This window comes from Mesorhizobium sp. CA10, from assembly GCF_020165285.1.
GTDB lineage: Bacteria > Pseudomonadota > Alphaproteobacteria > Rhizobiales > Rhizobiaceae > Mesorhizobium.
This window is the reverse complement of record NZ_JAIUHV010000002.1, coordinates 716,203-739,903: the sequence shown is the minus strand read 5'-3', so window position 1 is coordinate 739,903 and position 23,701 is coordinate 716,203. Positions and strand designations below refer to the sequence as shown.

Below are 23,701 nucleotides of genomic sequence, written 5' to 3'. Positions count from 1 at the left end.
TATTCCTCGTACCAGACGAGACGCTGCACACCGCAACGGCTGGCGAAGCTGGAACCTTGGCCATTCTTGTGCTCGGGTATGCGGCGGGCAAGGTCGTTGGTGACACCGATATAGATCGTGCCGCCCTTCTGGCTTGCGGTCATGTAGACGTAACCTGTCATGTCGCGATCCTATCTGGCGCCATGCCAGCCGCTATTCCGGACCGTTGCATTCTATGGCCAATGTCATGGCATGGATTCTAGGGTCTGCGCGCGTCGCTTCGCTCCTTGCTCCGCCCTAGAATGACGAAGCGCCATTTGCATCGCCCTGACTGCGAGGGGTGCTGTCCCGCCGACATCTCCGTATGTGTGCCATTGCACGCCGCCATCCACCCTCTAAACTGTGCCCAGCTTGCGATCTCCGGAGGCGCCATGCGCGTGGTCGTGTTGGGTGGCGGCGTGGTCGGTGTCACCACGGCCTATCAGCTGCAGAAGGACGGGCACGAGGTCGTCATCCTCGAGCGGCGCGCCGAAGTCGCCGCCGAAACCAGCTGGGGCAATGCCGGCATGATCGCGCCCGGCCATTCCTTCGTCTGGTCCTCGCCCAAGGCGCCCATGATCCTCTTGAAATCGCTGGTGCTGAAAGACCAGGCGCTGCGCTTCAAGCTTTCGGCCGATCCTCGGCTCTACAGCTGGTCCTGGCTGTTCCTGATGGAATGCACGGCCGGGAAGGCCAGGCGCAACACGCTGCTCAAGCATCGGCTGGCCGTCTATTCGCAATCCGTGCTGCACGAGGTCGTCGCCGACGAGGCGATAGACTATGACCGCAACGATCGCGGCATCCTCTATTTCTATCGCAGCCAGCAGGCGCTCGACAAAGGCGTCGAGCATATGAAGCTGCTGGAATCCGACGGCCAGCTGATCAAGGTGCTCGACCGCGACGCCATCGTCGCCCTCGATCCGGCGCTGGCTTCCGCCAAGGAAAAAATCGCCGGCGGCATCCATTGTCCGACCGACGAGACCGGCGATCCGGCGAAATTCACCCGCGCGCTGGCGGCAAAAGTGGTCGCGCGCGGCGGTGAGATCCGCACCGGCACGACCATCACCGGCATCGAGACGTCCGGCGACGATGTCTCTCAGGTGCGGACCGACAAGGGAAGCGTCAAGGGCGATGCCTATGTGCTGGCGCTCGGCTCCTACAGCCCGCTGATCGCGAGCACCGTCGGCATCAGCCTGCCGATCTATCCGATCAAGGGCTATTCGCTGACCATTCCGATCGGCAACCAGCCGCGGCCGCCCACCATCGCCGCCATCGACGAGCACAATCTGGTGGCCGTATCGCGCTTCGGCGACCGGCTGCGCGTCACCGCTACGGCCGAGTTCGCCGGTTACGATACCAGCCACAAACCGGCCGATTTCGCCTTCATGAAAGGGGTGACCGAGGAACTCTATCCCGAAGGCGCCGACTACGACCGCGCCGAGATGTGGGCGGGCCTGCGGCCGATGACGCCCAACAATCTGCCCGAATTCGGCCGGCGCCGCCTCAGCAACCTCTATCTCAATACCGGGCACGGCCATATCGGCTGGACCATGTCGCATGGCTCGGCCCGCATTACCGCCGACCTGATCGCCGGCCGCAAGCCGGCGATCTCGATGGACGGAATTTTGAACTGAGAGCATGATCCCGAGGGGGTCGAGCAGGAAAGGGAATGCCATGTCTGTCAGCGCGGCCGCTACCCGCCCGCAATCGCCAGGACCGGTCGCCCCCAAGCCAGTCGATCTGGGCGTCCTTCCGTCGGAGATCGACGGCGGCCTCGCCTCGCGCGCGGCGATCGGGCTCGCGATCCTCGCCACCGACCAGACGCTGGAGCATGAGTTCCGCGCGCTGATCCGCATTCCGGGCGTCGCCTTCTACGAGGCGCGCCTGTTCAACGACAACGACATCACGCCCGACACTTTGCGCGCCATCGGCCCGCGCATCGCGCCGACCGTCGATCTGATCCTGCCCAGCATCCCGCTCGACGTCGTCGGCTTCGGCTGCACCTCGGCCACCATGACGCTCGGCGAGGAAGCCGTCTTCGCCGAGATCCGCAAGGCGCGGCCGGGCGTCGCCTGCACCACCCCGGTCACCGGCGCTTTGGCCGCCTTCAAGGCGCTCGGCGCCAGGGGCATCGGCCTGCTGACCCCTTATGCACCCGAGATCAACCAGGGCCTGGTCCGCTATTTCACCGGCCGCGGCCTCGACATATCAGCCGTCGCCACTTTCGACCGGCGCGACGACCGCGAGGCGGCTCGCATCTCGCTTGCCTCGATCGAGGCGGCGGCCGAGACGCTGGCCACCGTGCCGGGGGTGGAAGCGATCTTCATCTCCTGCACCAGCCTGCGCGTGGCGGAAGCGGTCGCCGAGCTGGAGCGGCGCATCGGCATTCCCGTCACCTCCTCCAACCACGCCATGGCCTGGCACTGCCTGCGGCTTGCCGGCATCGATGACGTCGTGCCCGCCGGCGGCCGGTTGTTTGCGCTACCGGCTGTGTGATTGGTGCTTGGCGCATGCATTCTGCAGGCCGAGCGGATCGCAAAGGTCATAGCGCAAGGCGGCGACGTTGTCGTGCGCGCGTCGTGGAAGAATGCCCGATGACTCGACGCCAACGGCGAGGCGTTCGATCTCATCGGCCATCTGGAGAGCTGCCGCGAGGAGGTCTTCGAAACGCCTGTCCGGCTGGGCCTCAAGAAAGGTGAGTCGGTGAAGATGCGCCTGATCGCCTTGCGCAAATCCGAGGCCGCGGCACAAGAAGCGCGGCGCAAAATCAACAAGGAAGCCAGGGCCAAGGGCAACAAGGTTCAACCGCAGACGCTGATTGCAGCCGGCTTCGTCATCCTTGTGACCTCGCTGGGTCGGGAGGTTTCCCGCCGGCACGGTTCTCCAGCTCTATCGCATGCGCTGGCGCATCGAGCTCGCCTTCAAGCGCCTGAAGAGCCTGATCGGGCTGCGCGCGCCTCCCGCCAAAGACCCAAGGATCGCAAAACCTTGGATACTTGCCCACTTCCTCATCGCGCTTGTGACCGAACCCCTCTCGCAGGAGTTGGGTGTCTCTCCCCCTTGAGCGACGGGCGACCGCTGTTGTGGCGTGCTACCCGCCAGATCGTTGCCTCCCTGATCGCAGCGATCTTTACCCAGCCACCCCTGGCAGCCCTGCGCCGAAAGCTCCATGCCTTGCGACATCGATGGCGTGAGCCACCACGAAAGCGCAAGTTTCAAGCCATGCCAAAGCTACCTTAGCGCATATGCCCTCAAGGGGGGAGATTGGCAGCTTGGGCGCCGGCGCTTCTCCTCGTAACGTTGGCGATTGGCGAAAGCGGACGCGACATCGATCTCCCCCCTTGAGGGGGAGATGCCCGGCAGGGCAGAGGGGGGTGCCTCGCGCCAACTTATCCTACCACGGCACCACCTCAATCTCCGGCCAGTACTCCTGCGCCCTTCTCCCCTTCGCCTCATGCGTCCGCTGATTGTCCAGCACCCGGTTCGGCGTGATGCGAAACGAAAAAAGATCGTCGAGCCCGAACGGTGCCACCAGCTCCAAAGCTCCGTCGGCGTCGTACCGGACCCCCACCGCATGCGTCTTCGAGGCGAAATAGCTCACCGACTCGCTGGCGCTCGCATAACGCGGACATTCCTGCCCGAACTTCACCGGATACCACAAATGCACCCGCGCCTGGTTGCGCACCTCGACCGGCAGCGCCATCCCCGCGAAATGCCCTGCCGCCCGGCGGATCACCGCATCCTCGGCCTCGTAGGACAAGTCGGCGTCGTCGAAATAGAACAGGTCGACATCCTTGATGCCGTAGCCCGGCGACTTGCCGGTCAGGTGGTTCCAGACGCTGTTGTAGAGCGCGCCCGAGACCACCAGCCAGTCCGGCAGCGCGAGTTGGCGCACACGCGCCAACGTTTCATCCAGCAGCGGATCGGCCGCGATGATGGCCAGGAAGGCAGCGCGCTGTTCCTCGAAGGGAAGGCCGGAATAGCGGAGATGGTGCATCGCCCTTTGGAGAGCGATTCGCCATCTCTGCGCAATGCCTTACGCCCTCAGCACGCCGCCCGTCTGCTTGTTGACGTTGTCGACGATGCGTCTTGCGATGGCCTCGAAGTCCTCGTCGGTCAGCGTCTTTTCGACCGGCTGGATCGAGACCTCGATGGCGATCGACTTCTTGGCCGCCCCCAGCGAGGCGCCTTCGAAGACGTCGAACACGGAGACGCCGGTGACCAGCTTCCTGTCGGCGGCCAAAGCTGCCCGCACCAGCGTGCCGGCCTCGACCGTCCTGTCGACGACGAAGGCGAAGTCGCGCTTCACCGCCTGGAAGGGCGACAGCTCCAGCTTCGGCTTGGTGCGCGTCGGCTTGGCCTTCGGCTCCGGCACGGCGTCGACGAAAACCTCGAAGCCGCAGATCGGACCTGACGCATCCAGGCCGTCCAGCGTCCTCGGATGGAACTCGCCGAACGTGCCGAGCACCGTCTTTGGCCCGAGCTTGATCGTGCCGGAGCGTCCCGGATGATACCAAGCCGGGCCGCCGGGCTCGATCTGCAGCCGGTCGACCGGCGCGCCGCAGGCCTCGAGCGCCGCGAGCGCGTCCGCCTTGGCGTCGAACACGCCCACCGGCCCGGCATTGCCGGACCAGCTGCGGCCCGAGCCGTCGAGCTTGGCCGTGCCGCGCCGCACGCCGGCGGCGACGCGCCGCTGCTGGTCGGCGCCATCGCCTTCATAGGTGCCCGAGACTTCGAACAGCGCCACATCGCCAATGCCCTTGTCGGCATTGCGCTGCGCGGCCGCGATCAGCCCCGGCAGCAGCGACGGCCGCATGTCGGACATGTCCGCGGCGATCGGGTTGGCGAGCTTGAGCGCCGTCTGGCCGCCGCCGAACAGCTCTGCATGCCTAGCGGGGATGAACGACCAGGTGACGGCCTCCATCATGCCGCGCACGGCGAGCGCGCGCTTGGCGGCGCGGGTGCGCACCTGCAGCGTGGTCAGGATCCTGCCGTTGACCGCGTCATGCGAGGTAAGCGGCTGGGCCAAGATGTTGTCGACGCCATGGATGCGCATCACCTCCTCGACCAGGTCGGCCTTGCCGTCGACATCCGGCCGCCAGGACGGCACCTCTACCTTGACGACGTCGCTCAGTCCTTTCGGCTCGAAGCCGAGCCGGGTCAGGATGCCAAGGGCTTCCTCTCTAGGCACCTCGATGCCGGTCAGCCGTTTTACTTCCGACAGCGGGAAGGAGACGATCTTCGGCTTGTGGCCGGCATAGCCGGCAACCTCGATTTCAGAAGGCGTGCCGCCGCAGAAATCGAGCACCAGCTTGATCGCCAGCTCGACGCCCGGCACCATGAATTCGGGATCGACGCCGCGCTCGAAGCGGTAGCGCGCGTCGGTGATGATGCCGAGCGCGCGGCCGGTGCGGGCCGTGGCGATCGGATCCCAGAGCGCCGATTCGATCAGCACGTCGGTGGTGTTCTCGTCGCAGCCGGAATGCTCGCCGCCCATGATGCCGGCGATCGATTCGACGCCATTGTCGTCGGCGATCACGCACATCTCCGGCGTCAGCGTGTATTCGCGCCCGTCAAGCGCCAGCACCTTCTCGCCGTCCTTGGCGCGCCGCACCACGAGATTGCCGGCGACCTTGGCGGCGTCGAAGACATGCAGAGGCCGCCCGCGGTCAAAGGTGACATAGTTGGTGATGTCGACCAGCGCGCTGATCGGCCTGAGCCCGATGGCGATCAGCCGCTGCTGCAGCCATTTCGGCGACGGGCCGTTCTTGACGCCCTTCACCAGCGCCAGCGCGAAGCCGGGGCAGAGCTCGGGCGCCTCGATCTTCACCTTGACCGGGCACAGGCCTTCGCCGGCATGCGGCATGATCCCGCCGCCGGTGAGCCGGCCAAGTCCGCTCGCCGCGAGGTCGCGCGCGATGCCGTAGACGCTGGTCGCGTCCGGACGGTTCGGTGTCAGATTGATTTCGATCACCGGATCGTCGAGATGCGCGTAAGCGGCGAAGCTGGTGCCGACCGGCGCATCTTCAGGCAAATCGATGATGCCGTTATGCTCGTCTGAGATTTCCAGCTCGCGTTCCGAGCACATCATGCCGTGGCTTTCGACGCCGCGGATCTTGCCCACCGAGAGCGTCACGTCGATGCCGGGAACATAGGTGCCGGGCGCCGCGAAGGCGCCGATCATGCCGGCGCGGGCGTTGGGCGCGCCGCAGACCACCTGCACCGGCGGCTTGCCATCGCCGGTATCGACTGTCAGCACGCGCAGCCGGTCGGCGTCCGGATGCTGCACCGCCGTCAGCACTTTGGCGATGACGAAGGGTTTCAGGCCAGCCTTGTCGTCGACGTGTTCGACCTCGAGGCCGATCGCGGTCAGCCGCTCGACGATCTCGGCAAGCGAGGCGTCGGTCTCGAGATGGTCCTTGAGCCAGGAGAGGGTGAATTTCATGCTTCTGTTCCGTTCGGTCCTTGCCCATCAGGTCTGGGCACGCTGGTCTTCAGCTCGCGCGGCAGCGCGTCGGGCATGTGCAGGAAGGGCAGTTGCTCGCGCACATGCGCATGCACTGTCGGCCTGAAATAGGCCGGCATGTCCATGGCGCCGAGCATGAAATAGATCTGGTTGTCGAGCCGCTGGTCGGTATAGGCGATCGGCGAGCCGCAGATGCCGCAGAACGTGCGCTCCACCGGGCCGTTGCGATAGCTTTTCAGCGATTTGCCGTTGAGCGCGACCTGATCGGCCATGAAGCCGACAAAGGCCGACACCGGCGCGCCGCTGGCGCGCCGGCAATCGCCGCAATGGCAATAGCTGATGTGGTGCGGCTCGGCCGAGGCCTCGAACCGCACCGCGCCGCAGCGACAGCCCCCGGTGTGGGGTGCGGTCATGTCGACAGCCCCCCGAACAGCGTCGGCAGGTCGAGCGGCCGGAAGCCGTAATGCGATAGCCAGCGCACGTCGGCGTCGAAGAAGGCGCGCAGGTCCGGCATGCCGTATTTCAGCATGGCAATGCGGTCGATGCCCATGCCCCAGGCAAAGCCCTGATATTCGTCGGGGTCGAGCCCGCCGGCGCGCAGCACGTTGGGATGCACCATGCCGCAGCCCAGTATCTCCATCCAGTCGGAGCCTTCGCCGAAGCGCACTTCGCCGGGACGCGAGCGGTCGCACTGGATATCGACCTCGAGACTGGGCTCGGTGAACGGGAAGAAGGACGGACGGAAGCGCATCTTGACCGACGGCACCTCGAAGAAGGCCTTGCAGAACTCCTCCAGCACCCACTTCATGTTGGCGACATTGGCTGATTTGTCGACCACCAACCCCTCGACCTGATGGAACATCGGCGAGTGCGTGGCGTCCGAATCCTGCCGGTAGGTCTTGCCGGGGATGACAATGCGGATCGGCGGCTTCTGCTTCTCCATGGTGCGGATCTGCACGGGCGAGGTGTGGGTGCGCAACAGCTTGCGCTCACCCTTCTCGTCCGGCTGGAAGAAGAAGGTGTCGTGCATCTCGCGCGCCGGATGTCCCTCGGGAAAATTCAGCGCGGTGAAATTGTAGTAGTCGGTCTCGATATCCGGGCCTTCGGCGATGGCGAAGCCGAGATCGCCGAAGATCGCCGCGATCTCGTCGATCACCTGGCTGATCGGATGGATGCGGCCGCGCTCGGCCGGCGATTGGCGAACCGGGAGCGTGACGTCGACCTTCTCAGCCGCGAGCCGGGCCGCGATCGCCACATCCTTCAGTTCCGCCTTGCGCTGGGTGAGCGCTTCGGTGACACGGTTCTTCAGGCCGTTGATCGCCGGCCCCTTCACCTGGCGCTCCTCGGCGCTCATGGCGCCCAGCGTCTTCAGCATTTCGGAGACGGAACCCTTCTTGCCCAGCGCCGAGACGCGCACCGCCTCGATTGCGGCCTCGTCCGAAGCCGCGGCGATTTCGGCGAGCAACGAGCCTTCCAGGGCTTCAAGATTTCCAGCAGTGGCGTTCACGGCGAAGCTCTCTCGGTCGGGCGACTGTCACCATTTCGGTTTCGTCGTCGCCATTTTGGTTACATCAGGCATAAGAAAAACCCGCGCCAGCCGTGCCAGCGCGGGTTCCCCAAATCAGATTTGCGTATGCTTGGGAAGCGCTGGCTTAGGCGACAGCGCTCTCAAAAGCATTCGGCGTGGTGTTCTTCAGATATTCGAGCGCGACCTTGGCCTTGGCGACCAGCGCGGCGAAAGCCTGCGGCTCGTGGATAGCCATGTCCGAAAGGACCTTGCGATCGATTTCGATGCCGGCCTTGTTGAGGCCGTCGATGAAACGGCCATAGGTCAGGCCATGCTCGTGGGTCGCGGCGTTGATGCGCTGGATCCACAGCGCGCGGAACGAGCGCTTGCGGTTCTTGCGGTCGCGGTAGGCGTATTGCAGCGACTTCTCCACCGCCTGCTTGGCGATGCGGATGGTGTTCTTGCGGCGGCCGTAGAAACCCTTGGCGGCCTTCAAAACTTTCTTGTGCTTGGCGTGGGCGGTAACGCCTCTCTTTACGCGTGCCATGTCATGATCTCCTTAAAAGCAATTCCAGGAAAAGTGTTCAGCGGTTTTCCGTTCGGAATTGCGTAAAAACAAAAGTGGTTCCAAGCCGAGGGATTAGAGGCCGTTCGGCAGAAAATTCTTGATGACCTTCTTGCCGTCCGGTTCAGCCAGAACCATCGTGCCGCGGGCATCGCGAATGAACTTGTTGGAACGCTTGATCATGCCGTGGCGCTTGCCGGCGGCAGCCGAAAGCACCTTGCCGGTGGCAGTAATCTTGAACCGCTTCTTGGCGGCCGATTTGGTCTTCATCTTGGGCATTTTGCTACTCCGTATTGGTGGCGCACCATCGCGCTTCTTGTCTCGCTTCGGGCCGACCAAAGCCCGAAAAGCAAATGAAACCGCCACGGCATGCCCTGCCGGGCGGTTTTCTTGGAACGGCGGTCCTATAGATCAAAGATGGCCGGCGTGCAACACCTGAAGCCGATACACCTGAAGCTACACGCACCGAAGCTGCGCGCCCGCCTCAGGTTCCCGAAGATCGGAGCGTGCTAACGCAGCGCTTATCAGTCACACGTCACCTCTTGTGGACTCGAGGTTGAAAAGAACTCGTTCCAATACATATTCATCGCCGTCGAAGACGAGCTCGGCGCGATAAAATCCATAGCCCCAGTGCTCCGGAGCACCCGCTACCACATCTTTCCCATCGATGGTCGTGGTCGCAGGCAAGGCCCACACCTTGTCTCCCAATTCCTTTGTTGGCGGCCGGTCGCCTAGGTAGCAATAAGCGAAGCCTCGGTTCCGCCCGTCGTCGACATCGATATTTGTTGTATTTACCGACTGTAGGGTTTCATACGCGGCAATCCTCGCGGTACGCTCCACAGGCCATTTGTCTTGCCTCATCGAAGTGTCCGCCGGATAGAACGCAGCAGCTTTTGTGGTGCTGCTACCTTTGCTGCTGGCTTTCAGCCCCACCAATTGTGTACCATCGCGGCGCAGTGCCCCGAAGTCCGGTTGCCAGAAGCCTCCATTTACCCCTAGGGCCAGCCCATCGTCGCGGGTCTGTTTTTTCGCCTTTTTTCGCGCTTCGCGAATTTCGCTCGTAAGGGAGGCTTGGGTGGTCGTGTCCAAGAGTGTCTGGGAGATAGTCCAGTAGCGGGCAGCGGTCGATGGCCGGTACTTGCGCACGATCTCCCGCTCCGGCCCGGACAGTCTCCAGCGGGAAAAGGCGGAGCAACTTCTTCCGAACGCCAGATAGCTCCTCGGGAGGCCCAGAAGTGCGAGCTGGTAGTCATTTTGTGCAGAATGATACTGGCTGCGCGTGATGATGTTCTGTGGGCCATTGGCGCGGAAAGCATCGAACTCGGCGCGCGTAGCGCGCTCGACCGTCGCTTTGTCGAACCTCAGCACCGATTTCGGGCTTCGGTAGGCGTCGTCAGTCATATAGCCCGTGCCGAAGGCCATGGTGTCGGCATTCTCATAGACGACCATCACCGGTAGAAAATCCGCGGGCACGCCGCCGTTTTCTGTCGTGTCGCCACGGCAGGCATCGGGCGCACGAATCACCACCGCCTTACCGTCGCCCATGCGCTGCCCCCAAACTGTTGGGATCAGACCGGCTTCATAAGTCGAGGAACTGTCCTTGTAGTGAATGTTGAGGACGTTGCAGCCAACAACAATGTCATAGTGTTGTTGTTCGCCCTTATAGTCAAAATCCACCTTCAGACGGAAGTAGGTTCCGTGATCGACATAGGCGTCCTTTGTAAAGGACAATTGCTCGGTCGCGTGTTCGCGGTTGGCGGTCGCCGTCACCCAAGCCAAAGCCAGGAGAATGAGCCCGCCGACGGCGGCAACGGCAGTCCTCATCCTCAAGCTTTGCTCCGTGTGGAAAACATTCGCAAATGTGGTGGTGCCGACCTGATGCTCGACACAGTGCACCCCGGCGCTTTATTTGCCACGATCACCACTACACCATTCGTGTAGCCAGACTATTAATATGTTCGGAAGTTAGCCCGGCAATTCGATAGTGCTTCTGTCCGTCAACTCTTAGGGCAGCGTGAACCACACCGGCAGCACCCCCGACTGCTGCATGCCGTCGATCAGCTCAAAGGCGGGCAGCGCCACCAGGAACACCAGGCCGTCGAGCAGCGTGTTCAAGAGCAGGCGCGGCCTGAAGCTGCCGGTATCGCCTTCCTGGTAGAGCGCAAGGTTCGGGAAGAACCGCGGCACTTTGGCCAGATAGGCCTGGTAGGGCGCGCCGAGCAGTTCCTTCAGGTAACGCTCCTCGCGCAGGATGACGATGTGGAAGGCGCCGGCGCAGAGCAGCGAGAACAGGATGATGCCGCTGAACGAGCCGATCTGCGCCCCGACCCCGGCGGCAGCCAAGGTCGAAAACAAATAGAGCGGGTTGCGGGTGATCGAATAGGGTCCGCCGGTGACCACCTCGGCCGATTTGCGCCCGCCGATATAAAGCGTCGACCACAGCCGCCCGACAATGCCGAGAAAGATCAAAAGCACGCCGAACATCTCGATCGACTCGTGCACGGACGTGTCCGGCGGAAAGGAAGACTGGCCGAACAGAAGCGCGCAGAACAGCACCACGATCAGCACCGCCAGCACGATCCGGCGCATGTGCTGGTAGCCGCCCAACCCCTCAGTCTGGTTGTCGGCTGAGACCTTCACTTCATCGACCATGACCCATCCGATCGTCGATTGGTTCGCGATCGGCAAAAGCCGATCGTCGATTGCTCGCGATCGCGAAGGGATCGTCGAGGTGGCTGGCGATCGGGTTGAAAACAGGCGCCCCGCCGATCGTCGGGACGCCGTGCCCGGCAATTCGGGCGGATTTTAGAGCGGGATACAAAGAGCCCGGCAACTCTCGAAACCGTGATGGACGCGACGCTTTGGCGGCCGCGCCATCCCTGGTCAGCGCGGCGCCAGAACCATCATCATCTGGCGGCCTTCGAGCTTCGGCTCCGCCTCGACCTTGGCGATCGTCGCAACTTCCTCGCGCACCTTGTTCAGAAGCTGCATGCCAAGTTCCATATGCGCCATCTCGCGGCCGCGGAAGCGCAGCGTCAGCTTGACCTTGTCGCCTTCCTCGAAGAAGCGCCGCACGGCCTTCATCTTGGTCTCGTAGTCATGGCTGTCGATGTTCGGGCGCATCTTGATCTCCTTGATCTCGATGACCTTCTGGTTCTTGCGCGCTTCGGCCGCCTTCTTCTGGTTGGCGTATTTCAGCTTGCCGAGATCGAGGATCTTGACGACGGGCGGCACCGCATTGGGCGAAATCTCGACGAGATCGAGCCCGGCCTCTTCGGCCAGCAGCAACGCGTCGTTGATGGAAACATCGCCTCGGTTCTGGCCGTCGGCGTCGATAAGCTGGACCCGGGGCACCCGGATGTCTCGGTTGGAGCGCGGCCCGTCCTTGGTGGGTGCCGCTGCTTTGAAAGGTCTGCGAATGGTCGTGGTCTCCTCGGCCGTTTCGTTCTGGGTTCTTTAGACAAAAGTAGGTGGACGCGCCTATGTGGGGAGCGCGGGGCGTGAGTCAATAGCATAGCCGCGCCGCAAAATCACCTGCTGCCTGGTAATTGTCTGCACCAAGCAAAGAAACGCCGCGAGCACTTTTCGTTGAACCACCGCCTGTGCCAAAAGACCGGCGGGAAGGACAAGCTCATGGCCGCCAGCGCTCCGGTTTTCATCGATGTGGACGGGTCGGGCATCGCCGTCAGGCAGATGCCGGGCGCGGCGCCCGGCGTGGTCTGGCTCGGCGGCTACAAGTCCGACATGCAGGGCACGAAGGCGCAGACGCTTGCCGCCTGGGCTGCGAGCGAAGGCCACGCCTGTCTGCGCCACGACTATTCCGGCCATGGCGAGTCGGGCGGCGAATTCGCTAACGGCACGATCTCGAAGTGGTTGGCCGAGAGCCTCGCCGTCTTTCGCCGGTTCAGCAAGGGCAAGCAGGTATTGGTCGGCTCCTCGATGGGGGCGTGGATCGCGTTGCGCATGGCGCAGGAACTGCGCAAGGCGGACGACATGAGGGTTGCCGGCCTGGTGCTGCTCGCCCCGGCGCCTGATTTCACCGTCGAGCTGATCGAGCCGGTGCTGACCGACGCGCAGCGGCAGGATCTGAGGGAAAAAGGCTTCTTCGCCGAGCCGTCCGATTATTCGGACGAGCCCTATATCTACACGCGCGCGCTGATCGAGGACGGCCGCGCCAATCGGGTGATGACCGGGCCGATCGACACTCATTGCCCGGTGCACATCCTGCAGGGCCTGGCCGATCCGGACGTGCCGTCCGGCCATGCCTTGAAGCTCGCATCCATGCTGCCCGCCGACGATGTGACGCTGTCGCTGATCCCGGACGGCGATCATCGCCTGTCCCGCCCCGAGGATCTCGACATGCTTAAGCGGGCCGTAGGCGACATGGTCAAGCGGGCGGCCGGATAATGCGCATCTCCATCCCGATATCCGCCTTCGTCGCGGCGATCGTCGGCTTCGGAGGCACTCTGGCCCTGGTCATTGCCGCCGCCAAGGCGGTCGGCGCCACGCAGATCGAGACCGCGAGCGGCGTAACGGCGATCTGCCTGGCCATGGTCGTTGAGTGTCTGTGGTTGTCCTGGCGCACCAAGATGCCGGTCATCACTGCCTGGTCGACGCCCGGCTTGGCGCTGATCGCGGCCTCAAGCGGGTTTACGATGCCGCAGGCCGTCGGCGCCTTCATGGTCACCGGCGTCCTTCTGGTCGCCACCGGCCTGTTCAAGCCGTTGACCAGGCTAATCGCGAAAATCCCGGCCTCGGTCGCGTCCGGCATGCTGGCCGGCATCTTGGTCAGCTTCGCCGTCAATGCGGTGAAGGCCATTCCGGCCGACCCTTGGCTAATCCTGCCGCTGATCGCCGCCTTCTTCGTCATCCGTCTGTTGAATCCGGCTCTGTCGGTGCTGGTGGTGCTGATCGGCGGCGGCCTCGCCGCTTTCCTCACCGGCCGCGTCGGCAGCCTGCCGGCGCCGGAACTGTCGACATTGACATTGATTGCGCCGCAATTCACCGCATCGGCGATCATCGGCCTCGCCCTGCCACTCTATCTGGTCACCATGGCCTCGCAGAACCTTTCCGGTCTCGCGGTGCTGCGCGCAGCGGGCTACCATCCGGAGCCCGGTCCGCTGATCGGCGTCACCGGCCTGTTTTCGCTGCTCTCGGCGCCGTTCGGCGCCGCGACCACCAATCTCGCGGCGATCTCGGCCGCAATCTGCACCGGCCCCGATGTCCATCCCGACCCGGCCGAACGCTGGAAGACCGGGCCGTTCTACGCGCTCGCCTATCTCATCTTCGCGATCTTCGGCGCCTCGCTGGTGGCGATCTTCGCCGTCCTGCCGCAAAGCCTGATCGTGCTGGTCGCGGGGCTCGCCTTGACGGCGCCCTTGGCCAACGCGCTGTCGATCGCGCTGAAGGACGAGGCCGAACGCATGCCGGCCACCGTCACCTTCGCCGCGACGGCTTCGGGGCTCACGCTCCTTGGCGTCGGCGCGGCATTTTGGGGGCTCGTTGCCGGAATGGCGGTGCTTTTCCTGGAGAAACTCAAAAAGCGATAATCATTTCAGGTGCTTCGCCGGTTTTGGCGGGGTTTGTCTTGAATCGCCGATTTCGCCTTCCCATTTCGATTCCACGCAGCCGGTTTGGCTGTCTCCAATGGAAGGATTGGGAGAAAATGAACACAAGTGCATTGATCCGTCCGGCCTGGACGCCGGCCACCATCGCGCTGATGGTCATCGGCTTCATGGTGTTCTGGCCGCTCGGCTTCGCCATGCTCGCCTACATCATCTGGGGCGATCGGTTGGAAGGCTTCAAGCGCGACGTCAACCGCGCCACGGACGGCATCTTCGCCGGTTGCCGTCGTCGCTCCGAAAAGGCGGCCCGCTGGGGCCACGGCTCGGCCCGCACCGGCAACGTCGCCTTCGACGACTGGCGCGAGAAGGAGCTCGAGCGCCTCGCTGAACAGCGCCGCAAGCTCGACGAGATGCTCTCCGAGTTCGACGAGTACGCCCGCGAACTGCGCCGCGCCAAGGACCAGGAAGAGTTCGACCGCTTCATGGCCAACCGCAACAAGTCGACCGCGCCGAGCTCGACCAGCTCGAGCGACAAGGCGGGTCCGGAGGGCGGCAAAGGTACCAACCTGCTCGACGACTGAGATCCGGCGACACGTCTCGGTATGATATGCGGCGTCGCGTTTAGCGGCGCCGTTTCTTTTTTGTTCCCTATGTAGCTTCCCTCCACTGGCCGTTTTTTTCGAATCGCGTATCGTCCAGCCATGACCCTCGGCTTCCTTCGCAATCTGACCAAGCCAAAGCCCACGCCTGTCGTCGAGCGCGAGCATTGCGTCGCCGGCCGCACGCTGCCGCTGAAAATCGTCGAAAGCGCCAGGGCCCGGCGGCTTACGCTGCGCATCGATTCCGGCGGCCAGGGCCTGCGCGTCACCGTGCCGCCCGGCCTGCGCCGCGGCGAGGTGGAGAAATTCCTCGACCGCCATCAGGACTGGCTGGAGCAGCGGCTGGCCAAGGTGCCGACGAGGCCGCAGGTGCGCCCGGGCATCCGGATCCCGATCCGCGGCGTGCCTCACCGCATCGTGCACGAGCCTTCGAAGCGCGGCACCGTCACCGTCGCGCGCGACGATCGCGGCCCGCTTCTGATCATCCACGGCGAGCGCATCCATTTGCCGCGCCGCATCGCCGACTATCTCAAGCGCGAGGCCAAGAAGGAGATCGAGAGGCTGGTGGTCAAGCACACCGAAACGATCGGCAAGCGCGCCAAGGCGATAAGGTATAAGGATACCTCCAGCCGCTGGGGGTCATGCACCTCGGAGGGCAATCTCTCCTTCTCGTGGCGCATCATGATGGCGCCGCCGGCGGTGATAAACTACCTGGTGGCGCATGAGGTGGCGCATCTGAAGGAGATGAACCACGGCCCGAAATTCTGGAAGCTGTGCGAAAAACTCTGCCCGGATACCGACCGCTGCAAGGACTGGCTGAAGCGCAACGGCGGCGCCTTGCAGGCGATTGTTTTTGAGTAGCTCCAGCGGATGGCAATGCAGAGAACGCCGTCACTGCTAGTGCAAACGCTGGAGATTAGCCGAGCCATCTCAGCTTCGTCATCCTAGGGCGAAGCAAGGAGCGAAGCGACGCGCGCAGACCCTAGGATCCATGCCGTGACGTGCGAACGCCGTAGCGGTTCAGAAATTGCTTTGCCTTTGGCGGGAGGCGTCCCGGAAAGGCGTTTTATTCTCTATCGCTGCACTCTTGGGCCGACGTAACGGCATGGATCCTAGGGTCTGCGCGCCGCTTCGCGTCGCTCCGCCCTAGGATGACGAAGGAGAGGTGGCGCCCTACTACCGCCCCTCAATCATCATTCGCCGCGTTCAGCTCCTCCGGCCGCAGTCCTTCCTCGGTATGCGGCCACGGCAAAAAATCCCGGTCGAACATATCGCTGCCGAAATATTCCAGCGCGCGGTGCGCCTCGGCGCCGTTGAAGGCGGCCTTGTCCATCAGATGCGCGATCACCTCGCGCGCCTGCGCGATCTTCTGCTTCAGTTCGGCGACGGTCCGGTCGGCCATGATTATCCTGCTCCCGCCTGTGGTTCCTATATGAAGGTAGTGTTTTCCGCCGGACCGGCAACAGCATGCTTTTTCTCGACTCTTTTCCCGTTTCGTGCCAAGCCCGCGCCATGACGCTCGACATCAAGATCTGCGGATTGAAGACCGACGCCGCGATGGCCGCCGCGCTTGCCGGCGGCGCCAGCCATGTCGGCTTTATTTTCTTCGCCAAGAGCCCGCGTTATGTCGAGCCCGCCGAGGCCGGCCGTTTGCGTCAGGCGGCGCGCGGCAAGGCCCTGGCGGCAGCCGTCAGCGTCGACGCCGATGATGGCTTTCTCGACGAGATCGTCGCGAAAATGCAGCCCGACATGCTGCAATTGCATGGTTCGGAAACGCCTGAGCGCGTGGCCGAGATCAAGGCGCGTTACGGCCTGCCGGTGATGAAGGCGCTGCCCATCAGCGAGGCGGCGGATCTCGACCGCATAAAATCCTTCATCGGCATCGCCGATCGCTTCCTTCTGGATTCCAAGCCGCCGAAGGGGTCGCAATTGCCTGGCGGCAACGGCGTCGCCTTCGACTGGCGCATCCTTGCCGGCCTTGACGCCGGGCTCGAATACATGCTTTCCGGTGGGCTCAACGCCGCCAATATCGGCGATGCCCTGAGACAGGCCGACCCGCCCGGAATAGACGTTTCGTCCGGCGTGGAAAGCGCTCCGGGCATCAAGGATCCGGCGCTGATCGAGCAGTTTTTCCGGGCCGTCAGGGCCGCGCGCGACGACCGCGCCGCCTGAATATAATTCACATCAGGAGATCGGCGATGAACAAGCCGGCAATGCCCAATTCCTTCCGCACCGGGCCCGACGAGCAGGGCATGTTCGGCATTTTCGGCGGCCGCTTCGTCGCCGAGACGCTGATGCCGCTGATCCTCGATCTGGAAGAGCAGTGGAACAAGGCCAAGACCGATCCCGAGTTCAAGGCCGAGCTGCAGAACCTGTCCACCCATTATGCCGGGCGGCCGTCGAAGCTGTATTTCGCCGAGGGCCTGACAAAACATCTTCGTGAGGTTTCCTCGGCCAAGGGCCTCGGGGGCGGCGCAAAAGTCTATTTCAAGCGCGAGGACCTGAACCACACCGGCTCGCACAAGATCAACAATTGCCTCGGCCAGATCCTGCTCGCCAAGCGCATGGGCAAGAAGCGCATCATCGCCGAGACCGGCGCCGGCCAGCATGGCGTCGCCTCGGCCACCGTCGCGGCGCGCTTCGGCTATCCTTGCGTCGTCTATATGGGCGCCACCGATGTCGCCCGCCAGAGCCCGAATGTCTTCCGCATGAAGCTGCTCGGCGCCGAGGTGCGGCCGGTCACCGCCGGCCATGGCACGCTGAAGGACGCCATGAACGAGGCCCTGCGCGACTGGGTCACCAATGTCGAGGACACCTATTACCTGATCGGCACCGCCGCCGGCCCGCACCCCTATCCGGAGCTGGTGCGCGACTTCCAGTCGGTGATCGGCACGGAAGCCCGCGCCCAGATGCTGGAGCAGGAAGGCCGGCTGCCTGATGTCATCATCGCCGCCGTCGGCGGCGGCTCCAACGCCATTGGCCTGTTCCATCCCTTCCTCGACGACAAGGACGTCCGCATCATCGGCATCGAAGCTGGCGGGCGCGGCCTTGACGGCATCGAGCATTGCGCCTCGATGAATGCCGGCAAGCCCGGCGTACTGCACGGCAACCGCACCTATCTGTTGCAGAACTCGGACGGCCAGATCCTCGACGGCCATTCGATCTCGGCCGGCCTCGACTATCCGGGCGTCGGTCCCGAGCATTCCTGGCTGCGCGATTCCGGCCGCGTCCAGTATGAGCCGATCCTCGACGACGAGGCGCTGGAAGCCTTCCAGCTCACCACCCGCGTCGAAGGCATCATCCCGGCGCTGGAATCGGCGCATGCCATCGCGCATGCGATGAAGATCGTGCCCAAGATGGACAAGGACCAGATCGTCATCGTCAATCTGTCCGGCCGCGGCGACAAGGACGTGCACACGGTGGCGAACATGCTGGGCATGGAGATCTGACAATGACCACCCGCATCGATCGCCGCATGGCGAAGCTCAAGGCCGAATGCCGCCCGGCTTTGGTCACCTATTTCATGGGCGGCGACCCCGATTACGACAGCTCGCTGTCGATCATGAAGGCGCTGCCGATCGCCGGCGCCGACATTATCGAGATGGGAATGCCCTTCTCCGACCCGATGGCCGACGGCCCGGCGATCCAGGCCGCCGGCCTGCGCGCGCTGAAGGGCGGCCAGACACTGGTGAAGACGCTGAAGCTGGCGGCCGACTTCCGCGCCGGCGACGACGAGACGCCGATCGTGCTGATGGGCTACTACAATCCGATCTACATCTATGGCGTCGACCGCTTCCTCACCGACGCCAAGGCGAGCGGCATCGACGGACTGATCGTCGTCGACCTGCCGCCGGAGATGGACGAGGAGCTGTGCATTCCGGCGCTGAAGGCCGGCGTCAACTTCATCCGCCTGGCGACGCCGACCACCGACGACAAGCGCCTGCCCAAGGTTTTGGAAAACACCTCCGGCTTCGTCTACTACGTCTCGATGACCGGCATCACCGGCTCGGCGTTGGCCGACACGGGCAAGGTGGCCGCGGCTGTCAACCGCATCAAGGGCCACACCGACCTGCCGGTCTGCGTCGGCTTCGGCGTCAAGACCGCCGAGCAGGCGCGTGTGATCGGCGCTAATGCCGACGGCGTCGTCGTCGGCACCGCGATTGTCAATGCGGTCGCCAATGTGCTCGGCCCCAAGGGCGACAAAACAGCCGATCCGGCCGAAGCCGTCGCCACTTTGGTCAGCGGTCTTGCCCAGGGCGTCCGCTCGGCCCGCCTTGCTGCTGCCGAATAGCCCGACTATTTGTTCTTGAGCAATTCCGGCCGGAAAACCCCACAGACTTTCCCTGGAATTGCTTGAAGTCCTTTCCAGGACAGGAGCCGAAGCCATGAACTGGATCACCAATTACGTCCGCCCGAAGATCAATTCGATGCTCGGCCGGCGCACCGACATGCCGGAAAACCTCTGGATCAAGGATCCCGAGACCGGCGAGATGGTCTTCCACAAGGATCTCGAATCCAACCAGTTCGTCATCCCGGCTTCCGGCCACCACATGAAGATCTCGGCCAAGGAGCGGCTGAAATATTTCTTCGATGACGGCAAATACGAGGTGCTGGAAAACCCGAAGGTCGTCCAGGACCCGCTGAAGTTCCGCGACGAGAAGCGCTACACCGACCGCCTGAAGGAGGCCAAGGCCAAGACCAACCTCGAGGATGCGATCCTCAACGGGGCCGGCACCATTGACGGGCTGCCGGTCATCGTCACCGTGCAGGACTTCGCCTTCATGGGCGGCTCGCTCGGCATGGCCGCCGGCGAAGCCATCGTGCATGCTTTCGAGGTCGCGCTGCAGCGCAAGCGGCCGCTGATCCTGTTCGCCGCTTCCGGCGGCGCCCGCATGCAGGAAGGCATCCTGTCGCTGATGCAATTGCCGCGCACCACGATCGGCGTCGACCGGCTGAAGGAAGCCGGCCTGCCCTATATCGTGGTGCTGACCAACCCGACCACCGGCGGCGTCACCGCGTCCTACGCCATGCTGGGCGACGTCCACATCGCCGAGCCCGGGGCGCTGATCGGCTTTGCCGGCCCGCGCGTCATCGAGCAGACCATCCGCGAAAAACTGCCCGACGGTTTCCAGCGCGCGGAGTATCTGATGGAACACGGCATGGTCGACATGGTCGTGTCGCGCCTCGAGATGCGCCGGACCATTTCCCGTCTCTTGAAGATGCTGCTCAAGATGCCGGAGGCCGAGAAGCCGCTGGAGCCGGAGATCCTGCCGCCGGCGGTGGTCAATGCCGAGGCGCGCGCGCAAGCCTGAAGCGATATCGGCTTGAAGCGATATATCGGCTTGACGCGACATCGCTCGCCGCGAACCGCGAGTTGCGCCGCCTGTTGCGTGCTGTAGCCTCTGATTTGCGCACGGCTCGTTCGAACCGATTCCCGGTTTCGGGAACCGCCCGCCAAAGCAATTCCAGGAAAAGTGTGGAACGGTTTTCCGTTCGGAATTGCGCCAACAAAAAAGAGAGAGCGGTTCTGCATTCCATGAGATGATGAACCGCTCTAGGATTCCATCATGACAACGCTTTCCGCCGAACGCGAAATCGAACATCTGATGACGCTGCATCCGAAAGGCTTCGACCTTTCGCTGGACCGCGTCACGGGGCTTCTCGAGCGCCTCGGCAATCCGCAGGATCGGCTGCCGCCGGTCATCCACATCGCCGGCACCAACGGCAAGGGCTCCTGCGCCGCCTTCGCGCGCGCGCTGCTGGAGGCCGCCGGCCACCTTGTCCACGTCCACACCTCGCCGCATCTGGTGAACTGGCATGAGCGCTACCGGCTGGCGGCCGAAGGCGGCGGCAAGCTCGTCGAGGACGATATTTTCGCCGAGGCCATCGCGCGTGTCGCCGAGGCCAATGGCGGCCAGAAGATCACTGTCTTCGAGATCCTCACCGCCGTCACTTTCATCCTGTTTTCGGAGCATCCGGCGGAGGCGGCGATCATCGAGGTCGGCCTCGGCGGCCGCTTCGACGCCACCAATGTCATCAAGCGGCCGGCGGTTTCGGTGATCATGCCGATATCGATGGACCATGAAGCCTATCTCGGCGACCGCGTCGAGCTGATCGCCGCCGAGAAGGCCGGCATCATGAAGCGCGGCTGCCCGGTGGTGATCGGCGCCCAGGAAAGCGACACCGCGCTTCAGGTGCTGATCGAGTCGGCCGAGCGGCTGGATTGCCCGACCGTGGTCTATGGCCAGGATTTCCTCGCCTTCGAGGAAAACGGCCGCATGGTCTATCAGGACGGGGACGGGTTGATGGACCTGCCCTCGCCGCGCCTGCCGGGGCGCCATCAATACGCCAACGCCGCGGCGGCGATCGCCGCCGTCAAGGCGGCCGGCTTCGAGATCGGCCACCGCGCCGCCGAGCGGGCGATGACCCATGTCGCCTGGCCGGCACGCATGCAGAAGCTGACCCAAGGCAAATTGGTTGACCTGGCGCCGAAGGGCGCCGAGATCTGGCTGGACGGTGGCCACAACCCCGGTGCCGGCATCGTCATCGCCGAGGCGCTGGCCGAGCAGGAGGAAAAGAACCCGCGGCCGCTGGTCCTGATCTCCGGCATGATCAACACCAAGGACCAGACCGGCTATTTCAGCGCCTTCAAGGGGCTTGCCCGCCATGTCTACACCGTGCCGGTGACCAGCAGCGACGCCGGCGTTCCCAACGACGAGCTGGCCTTGCGTGCCGAAGAGGCCGGCCTGTCGGCCGAGCCGGTCAGCTCCGTCGCCAACGCGCTGATGCTGTTGCGCGACTCTTGGGACGGCCCGGCGCCGCGCATCCTGATCGGCGGCTCGCTTTATTTCGCCGGCGCCGTGCTGGCCGAAAACGGCACGCCGCCGACCTGAGCCGAACCGGGACAGCATTGCGGATTTCGGCGGGGGCCGAAAGGAACCGGCCATGATCAAGGTGAAGCAGCTCGCCCATGTTTGCATCTTCGCGCACGACCTGGAGGCGACGCGCGGCTTCTACCGTGACGTGCTCGGCATGGACACGCGGTTCAATTTCCTGCGCGACGGCAGGATCTTCGGCTTCTACATAGACTGCGGTGGCCGCAGCCATGTCGAGGTGTTCGAGAAACGTGAATCCAGCTACAGCGAGGCAAACCAGATCAACCACTTCTGCCTTGAGGTGGAAGACATCGATGCGGCGATCCTTCATATCCGGTCGAAAGGCGTCGCGGTCACGCCAAAGAAGCTCGCCTGCGACGACACATACCAGGCCTGGATCGCCGACCCCAACGGCGTGAAGATCGAGCTGTTCGAATACACCGCCAAGAGCGCGCAATTCACCGGCGGCGACCGTGTCGCCGACTGGTAAATTGGAGCGACACGTCGCCCGCATGAGCAGTTGAAGTTAGACGGCAAGGTGCATCGCGGCGGGCAACGCCAGCGAGAGCTCTGACAGGAAAAGCAGAACAAAGACGATCTTTCGCATCGTCCCTTGCGACAATGACGGTGGCCAGCGCCGCGCCGCATAGGTCATCAGCATTACGGCCGGTATGGCGAGGAGGAGCGCGACAGGCGACATGGTCGGCAGGTTGCCGCTTGCCGTCACTAGGGTAAGCCGCACCACCTGCGCGGCGCCGAAAGCGGCGACCAGCGTTTCGCGGACACGTTTGTGCGGCATTGGCTGGCGAAAGAGATGATAAACGAGCGGTGGGCCGCCGGTCGCAAACAGCCCACTCATCAGGCCCGAAACGACACCGAAGCCGACGAAACTCGCGTCCGACGACCGTTTTGCCAAGCCGGTAGGCCTGATGGCCAGTTGCAGGCTGGACATCACGATGGCCAGACCGAGTCCGATTTTCAGCAGGTCGGCCCGCGTGTCCGCCAGCCATTCCAACAGGGCATACCCCAAGAGCAGCGAAGGCAGGCTTGCGACCAGGATAAGCCGCAGCTCCCGGCGCGCAATCTCGCGCCAGCCGCCCTGGATCAGCATCTGCGTGGCATTGACCAGGGTCAGCATGCCGACCATGGCGGCTGCATCGGGCAGCGGCAGCAAGCCGACAAGCGCAATCGCGCCCATCATCACCAGGCCGAAGGCGAAGCCCGTCAGGGTCTGGACATAAGCGGCCACCGCCGCAAAACCGGCAAAGGCGAGGACAGGCGTTAGACCCACGACATCCCGCACGAGGCCGGAAAGGAAACGTGCAAGCCGGCAATCACGGCCGGCCTACTTCAGCTCGATTTCGATGAAGGCGTATTCGCCGTCATTGGCATTGATGACGTCGTGCTCGACGCCTTCCCGGCGGAAATAGGGCGCGCCTTGCTTCATCTCGGCGAAGGATTCGCCGTCCTTGGTCACCAGCTTCACCTTGCCGTCCATCAGCGGCACGACGACATAGTCGTGGCCATGGCGGTGCCAGCCGGTGTTGGCGCCCGGCGCGAAGCGGTATTCGGTGACGATGACGCGCTCATTGTCGACGTGAACTATGGCCTTGGCGGTTCCGGTCATGGAGCTCTCCCTTTCCTGCGAACAGAGAACACGGAGTGCCCGCAGGCGAGAGCCAGAGCGCGACGAGCCATGACGCCAAAGAAAAGCCCGGCGCGATGGCCGGGCTTGGATCTTGAAAACTTCAGATTGGCTCAGGCGAGGCTGCCGTTGATCCAGTGCGACAGCGCGGTCTTCGGCGCGGCGCCCACTTTCATGTCGGCCACTTCGCCGCCCTTGAAAATCATCAGCGTCGGGATCGAGCGCACGCCGTACTGCGCGGCAAGCTCCGGGTTCTCGTCGATGTTGAGCTTGGCCACCTTGATCTTCGCGCCGAGTTCGTTGGCGATGTCTTCCAGCGCCGGAGCGATCATCTTGCACGGGCCGCACCATTCCGCCCAGAAATCCACCACGACCGGCTCCTTGGCGTTGAGCACATCGGCCTGGAAATTGCCCTTGTCGACCTTGACGGTGGCCATGCTGAAATCCTTTCGAAAACTCGGG

The 23,701-nt window shown here is 63.7% G+C and carries 29 protein-coding genes; 14 read left to right on the top strand and 15 right to left on the bottom strand.

All coding sequences use genetic code 11. The features are described 5' to 3' along the window. Positions 1-143: GIY-YIG nuclease family protein (locus tag LB535_RS06980; protein WP_411969539.1), on the bottom strand; the 143-nt coding region annotated here is incomplete at its 3' end. 267 nt (positions 144-410) lie between these two features. On the opposite strand from LB535_RS06980, the gene LB535_RS06975 reads away from it, so the two are divergent. Together LB535_RS06975 and LB535_RS06970 are read left to right on the top strand one after the other, a co-directional pair. Continuing rightward, positions 411-1,652: a D-amino acid dehydrogenase gene (locus tag LB535_RS06975; RefSeq protein ID WP_224631652.1), complete on the top strand. Its 1,242-nt coding sequence runs from the start codon at positions 411-413 to the stop codon at positions 1,650-1,652. A 40-nt stretch (positions 1,653-1,692) separates the two neighbouring features. Continuing rightward, positions 1,693-2,514, top strand: a complete 822-nt coding sequence (locus LB535_RS06970) for an Asp/Glu racemase (RefSeq protein ID WP_224631651.1) — start codon at positions 1,693-1,695, stop codon at positions 2,512-2,514. Here LB535_RS06970 and LB535_RS06965 read toward each other — a convergent pair. Further along, positions 2,500-2,895, bottom strand: a complete 396-nt coding sequence (locus LB535_RS06965; protein ID WP_224631650.1) for a hypothetical protein — start codon at positions 2,893-2,895, stop codon at positions 2,500-2,502. The genes LB535_RS06970 and LB535_RS06965 overlap by 15 nt on opposite strands. A 19-nt stretch (positions 2,896-2,914) precedes the next feature. Here LB535_RS06965 and LB535_RS29040 point away from each other — a divergent pair, with 19 nt between their 5' ends. Beyond that, a complete protein-coding gene (locus LB535_RS29040; RefSeq protein WP_224631649.1) occupies positions 2,915-3,082 on the top strand; it encodes a hypothetical protein in 168 nt (55 codons plus the stop codon). Between the two features lie 330 nt (positions 3,083-3,412). Here the strand turns inward: LB535_RS29040 and LB535_RS06955 are convergent, their stop codons facing one another. The 8 genes from LB535_RS06955 to LB535_RS06920 all read right to left on the bottom strand — a co-directional run bounded on the left by LB535_RS06955 (position 3,413) and on the right by LB535_RS06920 (position 11,208). Continuing rightward, entirely contained in the window at positions 3,413-4,015 is a 603-nt protein-coding gene (locus tag LB535_RS06955) for a nucleotidyltransferase family protein (protein WP_224631648.1), read from the bottom strand. 39 nt (positions 4,016-4,054) lie between these two features. Beyond that, positions 4,055-6,463 (bottom strand): phenylalanine--tRNA ligase subunit beta, encoded by a 2,409-nt coding sequence (pheT, locus tag LB535_RS06950; RefSeq protein WP_224631647.1) that lies wholly within the window; start codon positions 6,461-6,463, stop codon positions 4,055-4,057. Next, positions 6,460-6,897, bottom strand: coding sequence for a GFA family protein (locus LB535_RS06945; RefSeq protein WP_224631646.1), 438 nt, complete (start codon positions 6,895-6,897; stop codon positions 6,460-6,462). The genes pheT and LB535_RS06945 overlap by 4 nt, the downstream gene beginning before the upstream one ends. Beyond that, positions 6,894-7,991, bottom strand: a complete 1,098-nt coding sequence (pheS, locus tag LB535_RS06940; RefSeq protein ID WP_224631645.1) for a phenylalanine--tRNA ligase subunit alpha — start codon at positions 7,989-7,991, stop codon at positions 6,894-6,896. The genes LB535_RS06945 and pheS overlap by 4 nt, the downstream gene beginning before the upstream one ends. Positions 7,992-8,136: 145 nt before the next feature. After that, the gene (gene rplT / locus LB535_RS06935; protein ID WP_042637600.1) at positions 8,137-8,538 is read right to left on the bottom strand and encodes a 50S ribosomal protein L20; all 402 of its coding nucleotides are present in this window, start codon (positions 8,536-8,538) and stop codon (positions 8,137-8,139) included. Positions 8,539-8,631: 93 nt separating this feature from the next. After that, a complete protein-coding gene (gene rpmI, locus LB535_RS06930; protein WP_027166935.1) occupies positions 8,632-8,835 on the bottom strand; it encodes a 50S ribosomal protein L35 in 204 nt (67 codons plus the stop codon). A gap of 249 nt (positions 8,836-9,084) precedes the next feature. Further along, the gene (locus LB535_RS06925; protein WP_224631644.1) at positions 9,085-10,380 is read right to left on the bottom strand and encodes a hypothetical protein; all 1,296 of its coding nucleotides are present in this window, start codon (positions 10,378-10,380) and stop codon (positions 9,085-9,087) included. A gap of 180 nt (positions 10,381-10,560) precedes the next feature. Next, positions 10,561-11,208: a methyltransferase family protein gene (locus LB535_RS06920; RefSeq protein ID WP_224526022.1), complete on the bottom strand. Its 648-nt coding sequence runs from the start codon at positions 11,206-11,208 to the stop codon at positions 10,561-10,563. Between LB535_RS06920 and LB535_RS06915 the strand changes: the two genes are divergently transcribed. Continuing rightward, entirely contained in the window at positions 11,207-11,365 is a 159-nt protein-coding gene (locus LB535_RS06915) for a hypothetical protein (RefSeq protein ID WP_224546267.1), read from the top strand. The genes LB535_RS06920 and LB535_RS06915 overlap by 2 nt on opposite strands. Positions 11,366-11,439: 74 nt before the next feature. Here LB535_RS06915 and infC read toward each other — a convergent pair whose 3' ends face one another. Beyond that, positions 11,440-11,976, bottom strand: coding sequence for a translation initiation factor IF-3 (gene infC / locus LB535_RS06910; RefSeq protein WP_095767981.1), 537 nt, complete (start codon positions 11,974-11,976; stop codon positions 11,440-11,442). A 213-nt stretch (positions 11,977-12,189) separates the two neighbouring features. Between infC and LB535_RS06905 the strand changes: the two genes are divergently transcribed. The 4 genes from LB535_RS06905 (at position 12,190) to LB535_RS06890 (ending at position 15,580) form a co-directional block, all read left to right on the top strand. After that, positions 12,190-12,963, top strand: coding sequence for an alpha/beta hydrolase (locus LB535_RS06905; protein WP_224631643.1), 774 nt, complete (start codon positions 12,190-12,192; stop codon positions 12,961-12,963). Continuing rightward, the gene (locus LB535_RS06900) at positions 12,963-14,105 is read left to right on the top strand and encodes a benzoate/H(+) symporter BenE family transporter (protein ID WP_224631642.1); all 1,143 of its coding nucleotides are present in this window, start codon (positions 12,963-12,965) and stop codon (positions 14,103-14,105) included. The genes LB535_RS06905 and LB535_RS06900 overlap by 1 nt, the downstream gene beginning before the upstream one ends. 116 nt (positions 14,106-14,221) lie before the next feature. After that, positions 14,222-14,701 carry a DUF2852 domain-containing protein gene (locus LB535_RS06895; RefSeq protein WP_224631641.1) on the top strand — a complete coding sequence of 160 codons (480 nt, stop codon included), beginning with the start codon at positions 14,222-14,224 and terminating at the stop codon, positions 14,699-14,701. A 120-nt stretch (positions 14,702-14,821) separates the two neighbouring features. Further along, a complete protein-coding gene (locus LB535_RS06890) occupies positions 14,822-15,580 on the top strand; it encodes a M48 family metallopeptidase (protein WP_224631640.1) in 759 nt (252 codons plus the stop codon). A 325-nt stretch (positions 15,581-15,905) separates the two neighbouring features. On the opposite strand, the gene LB535_RS06885 is transcribed toward LB535_RS06890, so the two are convergent. Continuing rightward, entirely contained in the window at positions 15,906-16,121 is a 216-nt protein-coding gene (locus LB535_RS06885; protein WP_095767985.1) for a hypothetical protein, read from the bottom strand. A gap of 110 nt (positions 16,122-16,231) precedes the next feature. On the opposite strand from LB535_RS06885, the gene LB535_RS06880 reads away from it, so the two are divergent. From LB535_RS06880 to LB535_RS06855, 6 genes are all read left to right on the top strand, one after another. After that, positions 16,232-16,891 (top strand): phosphoribosylanthranilate isomerase, encoded by a 660-nt coding sequence (locus LB535_RS06880; protein WP_224631684.1) that lies wholly within the window; start codon positions 16,232-16,234, stop codon positions 16,889-16,891. A 26-nt stretch (positions 16,892-16,917) separates the two neighbouring features. After that, the gene (gene trpB / locus LB535_RS06875; protein WP_224631639.1) at positions 16,918-18,168 is read left to right on the top strand and encodes a tryptophan synthase subunit beta; all 1,251 of its coding nucleotides are present in this window, start codon (positions 16,918-16,920) and stop codon (positions 18,166-18,168) included. Between the two features lie 2 nt (positions 18,169-18,170). Continuing rightward, on the top strand, positions 18,171-19,010 hold the full coding sequence (gene trpA / locus LB535_RS06870) for a tryptophan synthase subunit alpha (protein ID WP_224631638.1): 840 nt from the start codon (positions 18,171-18,173) through the stop codon (positions 19,008-19,010). 94 nt (positions 19,011-19,104) lie between these two features. After that, positions 19,105-20,031, top strand: coding sequence for an acetyl-CoA carboxylase, carboxyltransferase subunit beta (accD, locus tag LB535_RS06865; RefSeq protein WP_140843501.1), 927 nt, complete (start codon positions 19,105-19,107; stop codon positions 20,029-20,031). A gap of 255 nt (positions 20,032-20,286) precedes the next feature. Then, positions 20,287-21,612 carry a bifunctional folylpolyglutamate synthase/dihydrofolate synthase gene (locus LB535_RS06860; RefSeq protein WP_224631637.1) on the top strand — a complete coding sequence of 442 codons (1,326 nt, stop codon included), beginning with the start codon at positions 20,287-20,289 and terminating at the stop codon, positions 21,610-21,612. Between the two features lie 52 nt (positions 21,613-21,664). Further along, positions 21,665-22,084 (top strand): VOC family protein, encoded by a 420-nt coding sequence (locus LB535_RS06855; RefSeq protein ID WP_224631636.1) that lies wholly within the window; start codon positions 21,665-21,667, stop codon positions 22,082-22,084. A 36-nt stretch (positions 22,085-22,120) separates the two neighbouring features. On the opposite strand, the gene LB535_RS06850 is transcribed toward LB535_RS06855, so the two are convergent. From LB535_RS06850 to trxA, 3 genes are all read right to left on the bottom strand, one after another. Further along, positions 22,121-22,885, bottom strand: coding sequence for a TSUP family transporter (locus LB535_RS06850; RefSeq protein ID WP_224631635.1), 765 nt, complete (start codon positions 22,883-22,885; stop codon positions 22,121-22,123). Positions 22,886-22,939: 54 nt separating this feature from the next. Continuing rightward, positions 22,940-23,221 (bottom strand): cupin domain-containing protein, encoded by a 282-nt coding sequence (locus LB535_RS06845; protein ID WP_140546375.1) that lies wholly within the window; start codon positions 23,219-23,221, stop codon positions 22,940-22,942. A gap of 131 nt (positions 23,222-23,352) precedes the next feature. Continuing rightward, positions 23,353-23,676: a thioredoxin gene (gene trxA, locus LB535_RS06840; RefSeq protein ID WP_095767992.1), complete on the bottom strand. Its 324-nt coding sequence runs from the start codon at positions 23,674-23,676 to the stop codon at positions 23,353-23,355. Positions 23,677-23,701 lie beyond the last annotated feature (25 nt).

What these genes read in the sequence shown, in the direction of transcription:
- LB535_RS06975 (WP_224631652.1), top strand. Translation starts at nt 411, where the DNA reads ATGCGCGTGGTCGTGTTGGGTGGCGGCGTGGTCGGTGTCACCACGGCC.
- LB535_RS06970 (WP_224631651.1), top strand. Translation starts at nt 1,693, where the DNA reads ATGTCTGTCAGCGCGGCCGCTACCCGCCCGCAATCGCCAGGACCGGTC.
- LB535_RS29040 (WP_224631649.1), top strand. Translation starts at nt 2,915, where the DNA reads ATGCGCTGGCGCATCGAGCTCGCCTTCAAGCGCCTGAAGAGCCTGATC.
- LB535_RS06955 (WP_224631648.1), bottom strand. Translation starts at nt 4,015, where the DNA reads ATGCACCATCTCCGCTATTCCGGCCTTCCCTTCGAGGAACAGCGCGCT.
- pheT (WP_224631647.1), bottom strand. Translation starts at nt 6,463, where the DNA reads ATGAAATTCACCCTCTCCTGGCTCAAGGACCATCTCGAGACCGACGCC.
- LB535_RS06945 (WP_224631646.1), bottom strand. Translation starts at nt 6,897, where the DNA reads ATGACCGCACCCCACACCGGGGGCTGTCGCTGCGGCGCGGTGCGGTTC.
- rplT (WP_042637600.1), bottom strand. Translation starts at nt 8,538, where the DNA reads ATGGCACGCGTAAAGAGAGGCGTTACCGCCCACGCCAAGCACAAGAAA.
- rpmI (WP_027166935.1), bottom strand. Translation starts at nt 8,835, where the DNA reads ATGCCCAAGATGAAGACCAAATCGGCCGCCAAGAAGCGGTTCAAGATT.
- LB535_RS06925 (WP_224631644.1), bottom strand. Translation starts at nt 10,380, where the DNA reads ATGAGGACTGCCGTTGCCGCCGTCGGCGGGCTCATTCTCCTGGCTTTG.
- LB535_RS06915 (WP_224546267.1), top strand. Translation starts at nt 11,207, where the DNA reads ATGACCCATCCGATCGTCGATTGGTTCGCGATCGGCAAAAGCCGATCG.
- LB535_RS06920 (WP_224526022.1), bottom strand. Translation starts at nt 11,208, where the DNA reads ATGGTCGATGAAGTGAAGGTCTCAGCCGACAACCAGACTGAGGGGTTG.
- LB535_RS06905 (WP_224631643.1), top strand. Translation starts at nt 12,190, where the DNA reads ATGGCCGCCAGCGCTCCGGTTTTCATCGATGTGGACGGGTCGGGCATC.
- LB535_RS06900 (WP_224631642.1), top strand. Translation starts at nt 12,963, where the DNA reads ATGCGCATCTCCATCCCGATATCCGCCTTCGTCGCGGCGATCGTCGGC.
- LB535_RS06895 (WP_224631641.1), top strand. Translation starts at nt 14,222, where the DNA reads ATGAACACAAGTGCATTGATCCGTCCGGCCTGGACGCCGGCCACCATC.
- LB535_RS06890 (WP_224631640.1), top strand. Translation starts at nt 14,822, where the DNA reads ATGACCCTCGGCTTCCTTCGCAATCTGACCAAGCCAAAGCCCACGCCT.
- LB535_RS06885 (WP_095767985.1), bottom strand. Translation starts at nt 16,121, where the DNA reads ATGGCCGACCGGACCGTCGCCGAACTGAAGCAGAAGATCGCGCAGGCG.
- LB535_RS06880 (WP_224631684.1), top strand. Translation starts at nt 16,232, where the DNA reads ATGACGCTCGACATCAAGATCTGCGGATTGAAGACCGACGCCGCGATG.
- trpB (WP_224631639.1), top strand. Translation starts at nt 16,918, where the DNA reads ATGAACAAGCCGGCAATGCCCAATTCCTTCCGCACCGGGCCCGACGAG.
- trpA (WP_224631638.1), top strand. Translation starts at nt 18,171, where the DNA reads ATGACCACCCGCATCGATCGCCGCATGGCGAAGCTCAAGGCCGAATGC.
- accD (WP_140843501.1), top strand. Translation starts at nt 19,105, where the DNA reads ATGAACTGGATCACCAATTACGTCCGCCCGAAGATCAATTCGATGCTC.
- LB535_RS06860 (WP_224631637.1), top strand. Translation starts at nt 20,287, where the DNA reads ATGACAACGCTTTCCGCCGAACGCGAAATCGAACATCTGATGACGCTG.
- LB535_RS06855 (WP_224631636.1), top strand. Translation starts at nt 21,665, where the DNA reads ATGATCAAGGTGAAGCAGCTCGCCCATGTTTGCATCTTCGCGCACGAC.
- LB535_RS06845 (WP_140546375.1), bottom strand. Translation starts at nt 23,221, where the DNA reads ATGACCGGAACCGCCAAGGCCATAGTTCACGTCGACAATGAGCGCGTC.
- trxA (WP_095767992.1), bottom strand. Translation starts at nt 23,676, where the DNA reads ATGGCCACCGTCAAGGTCGACAAGGGCAATTTCCAGGCCGATGTGCTC.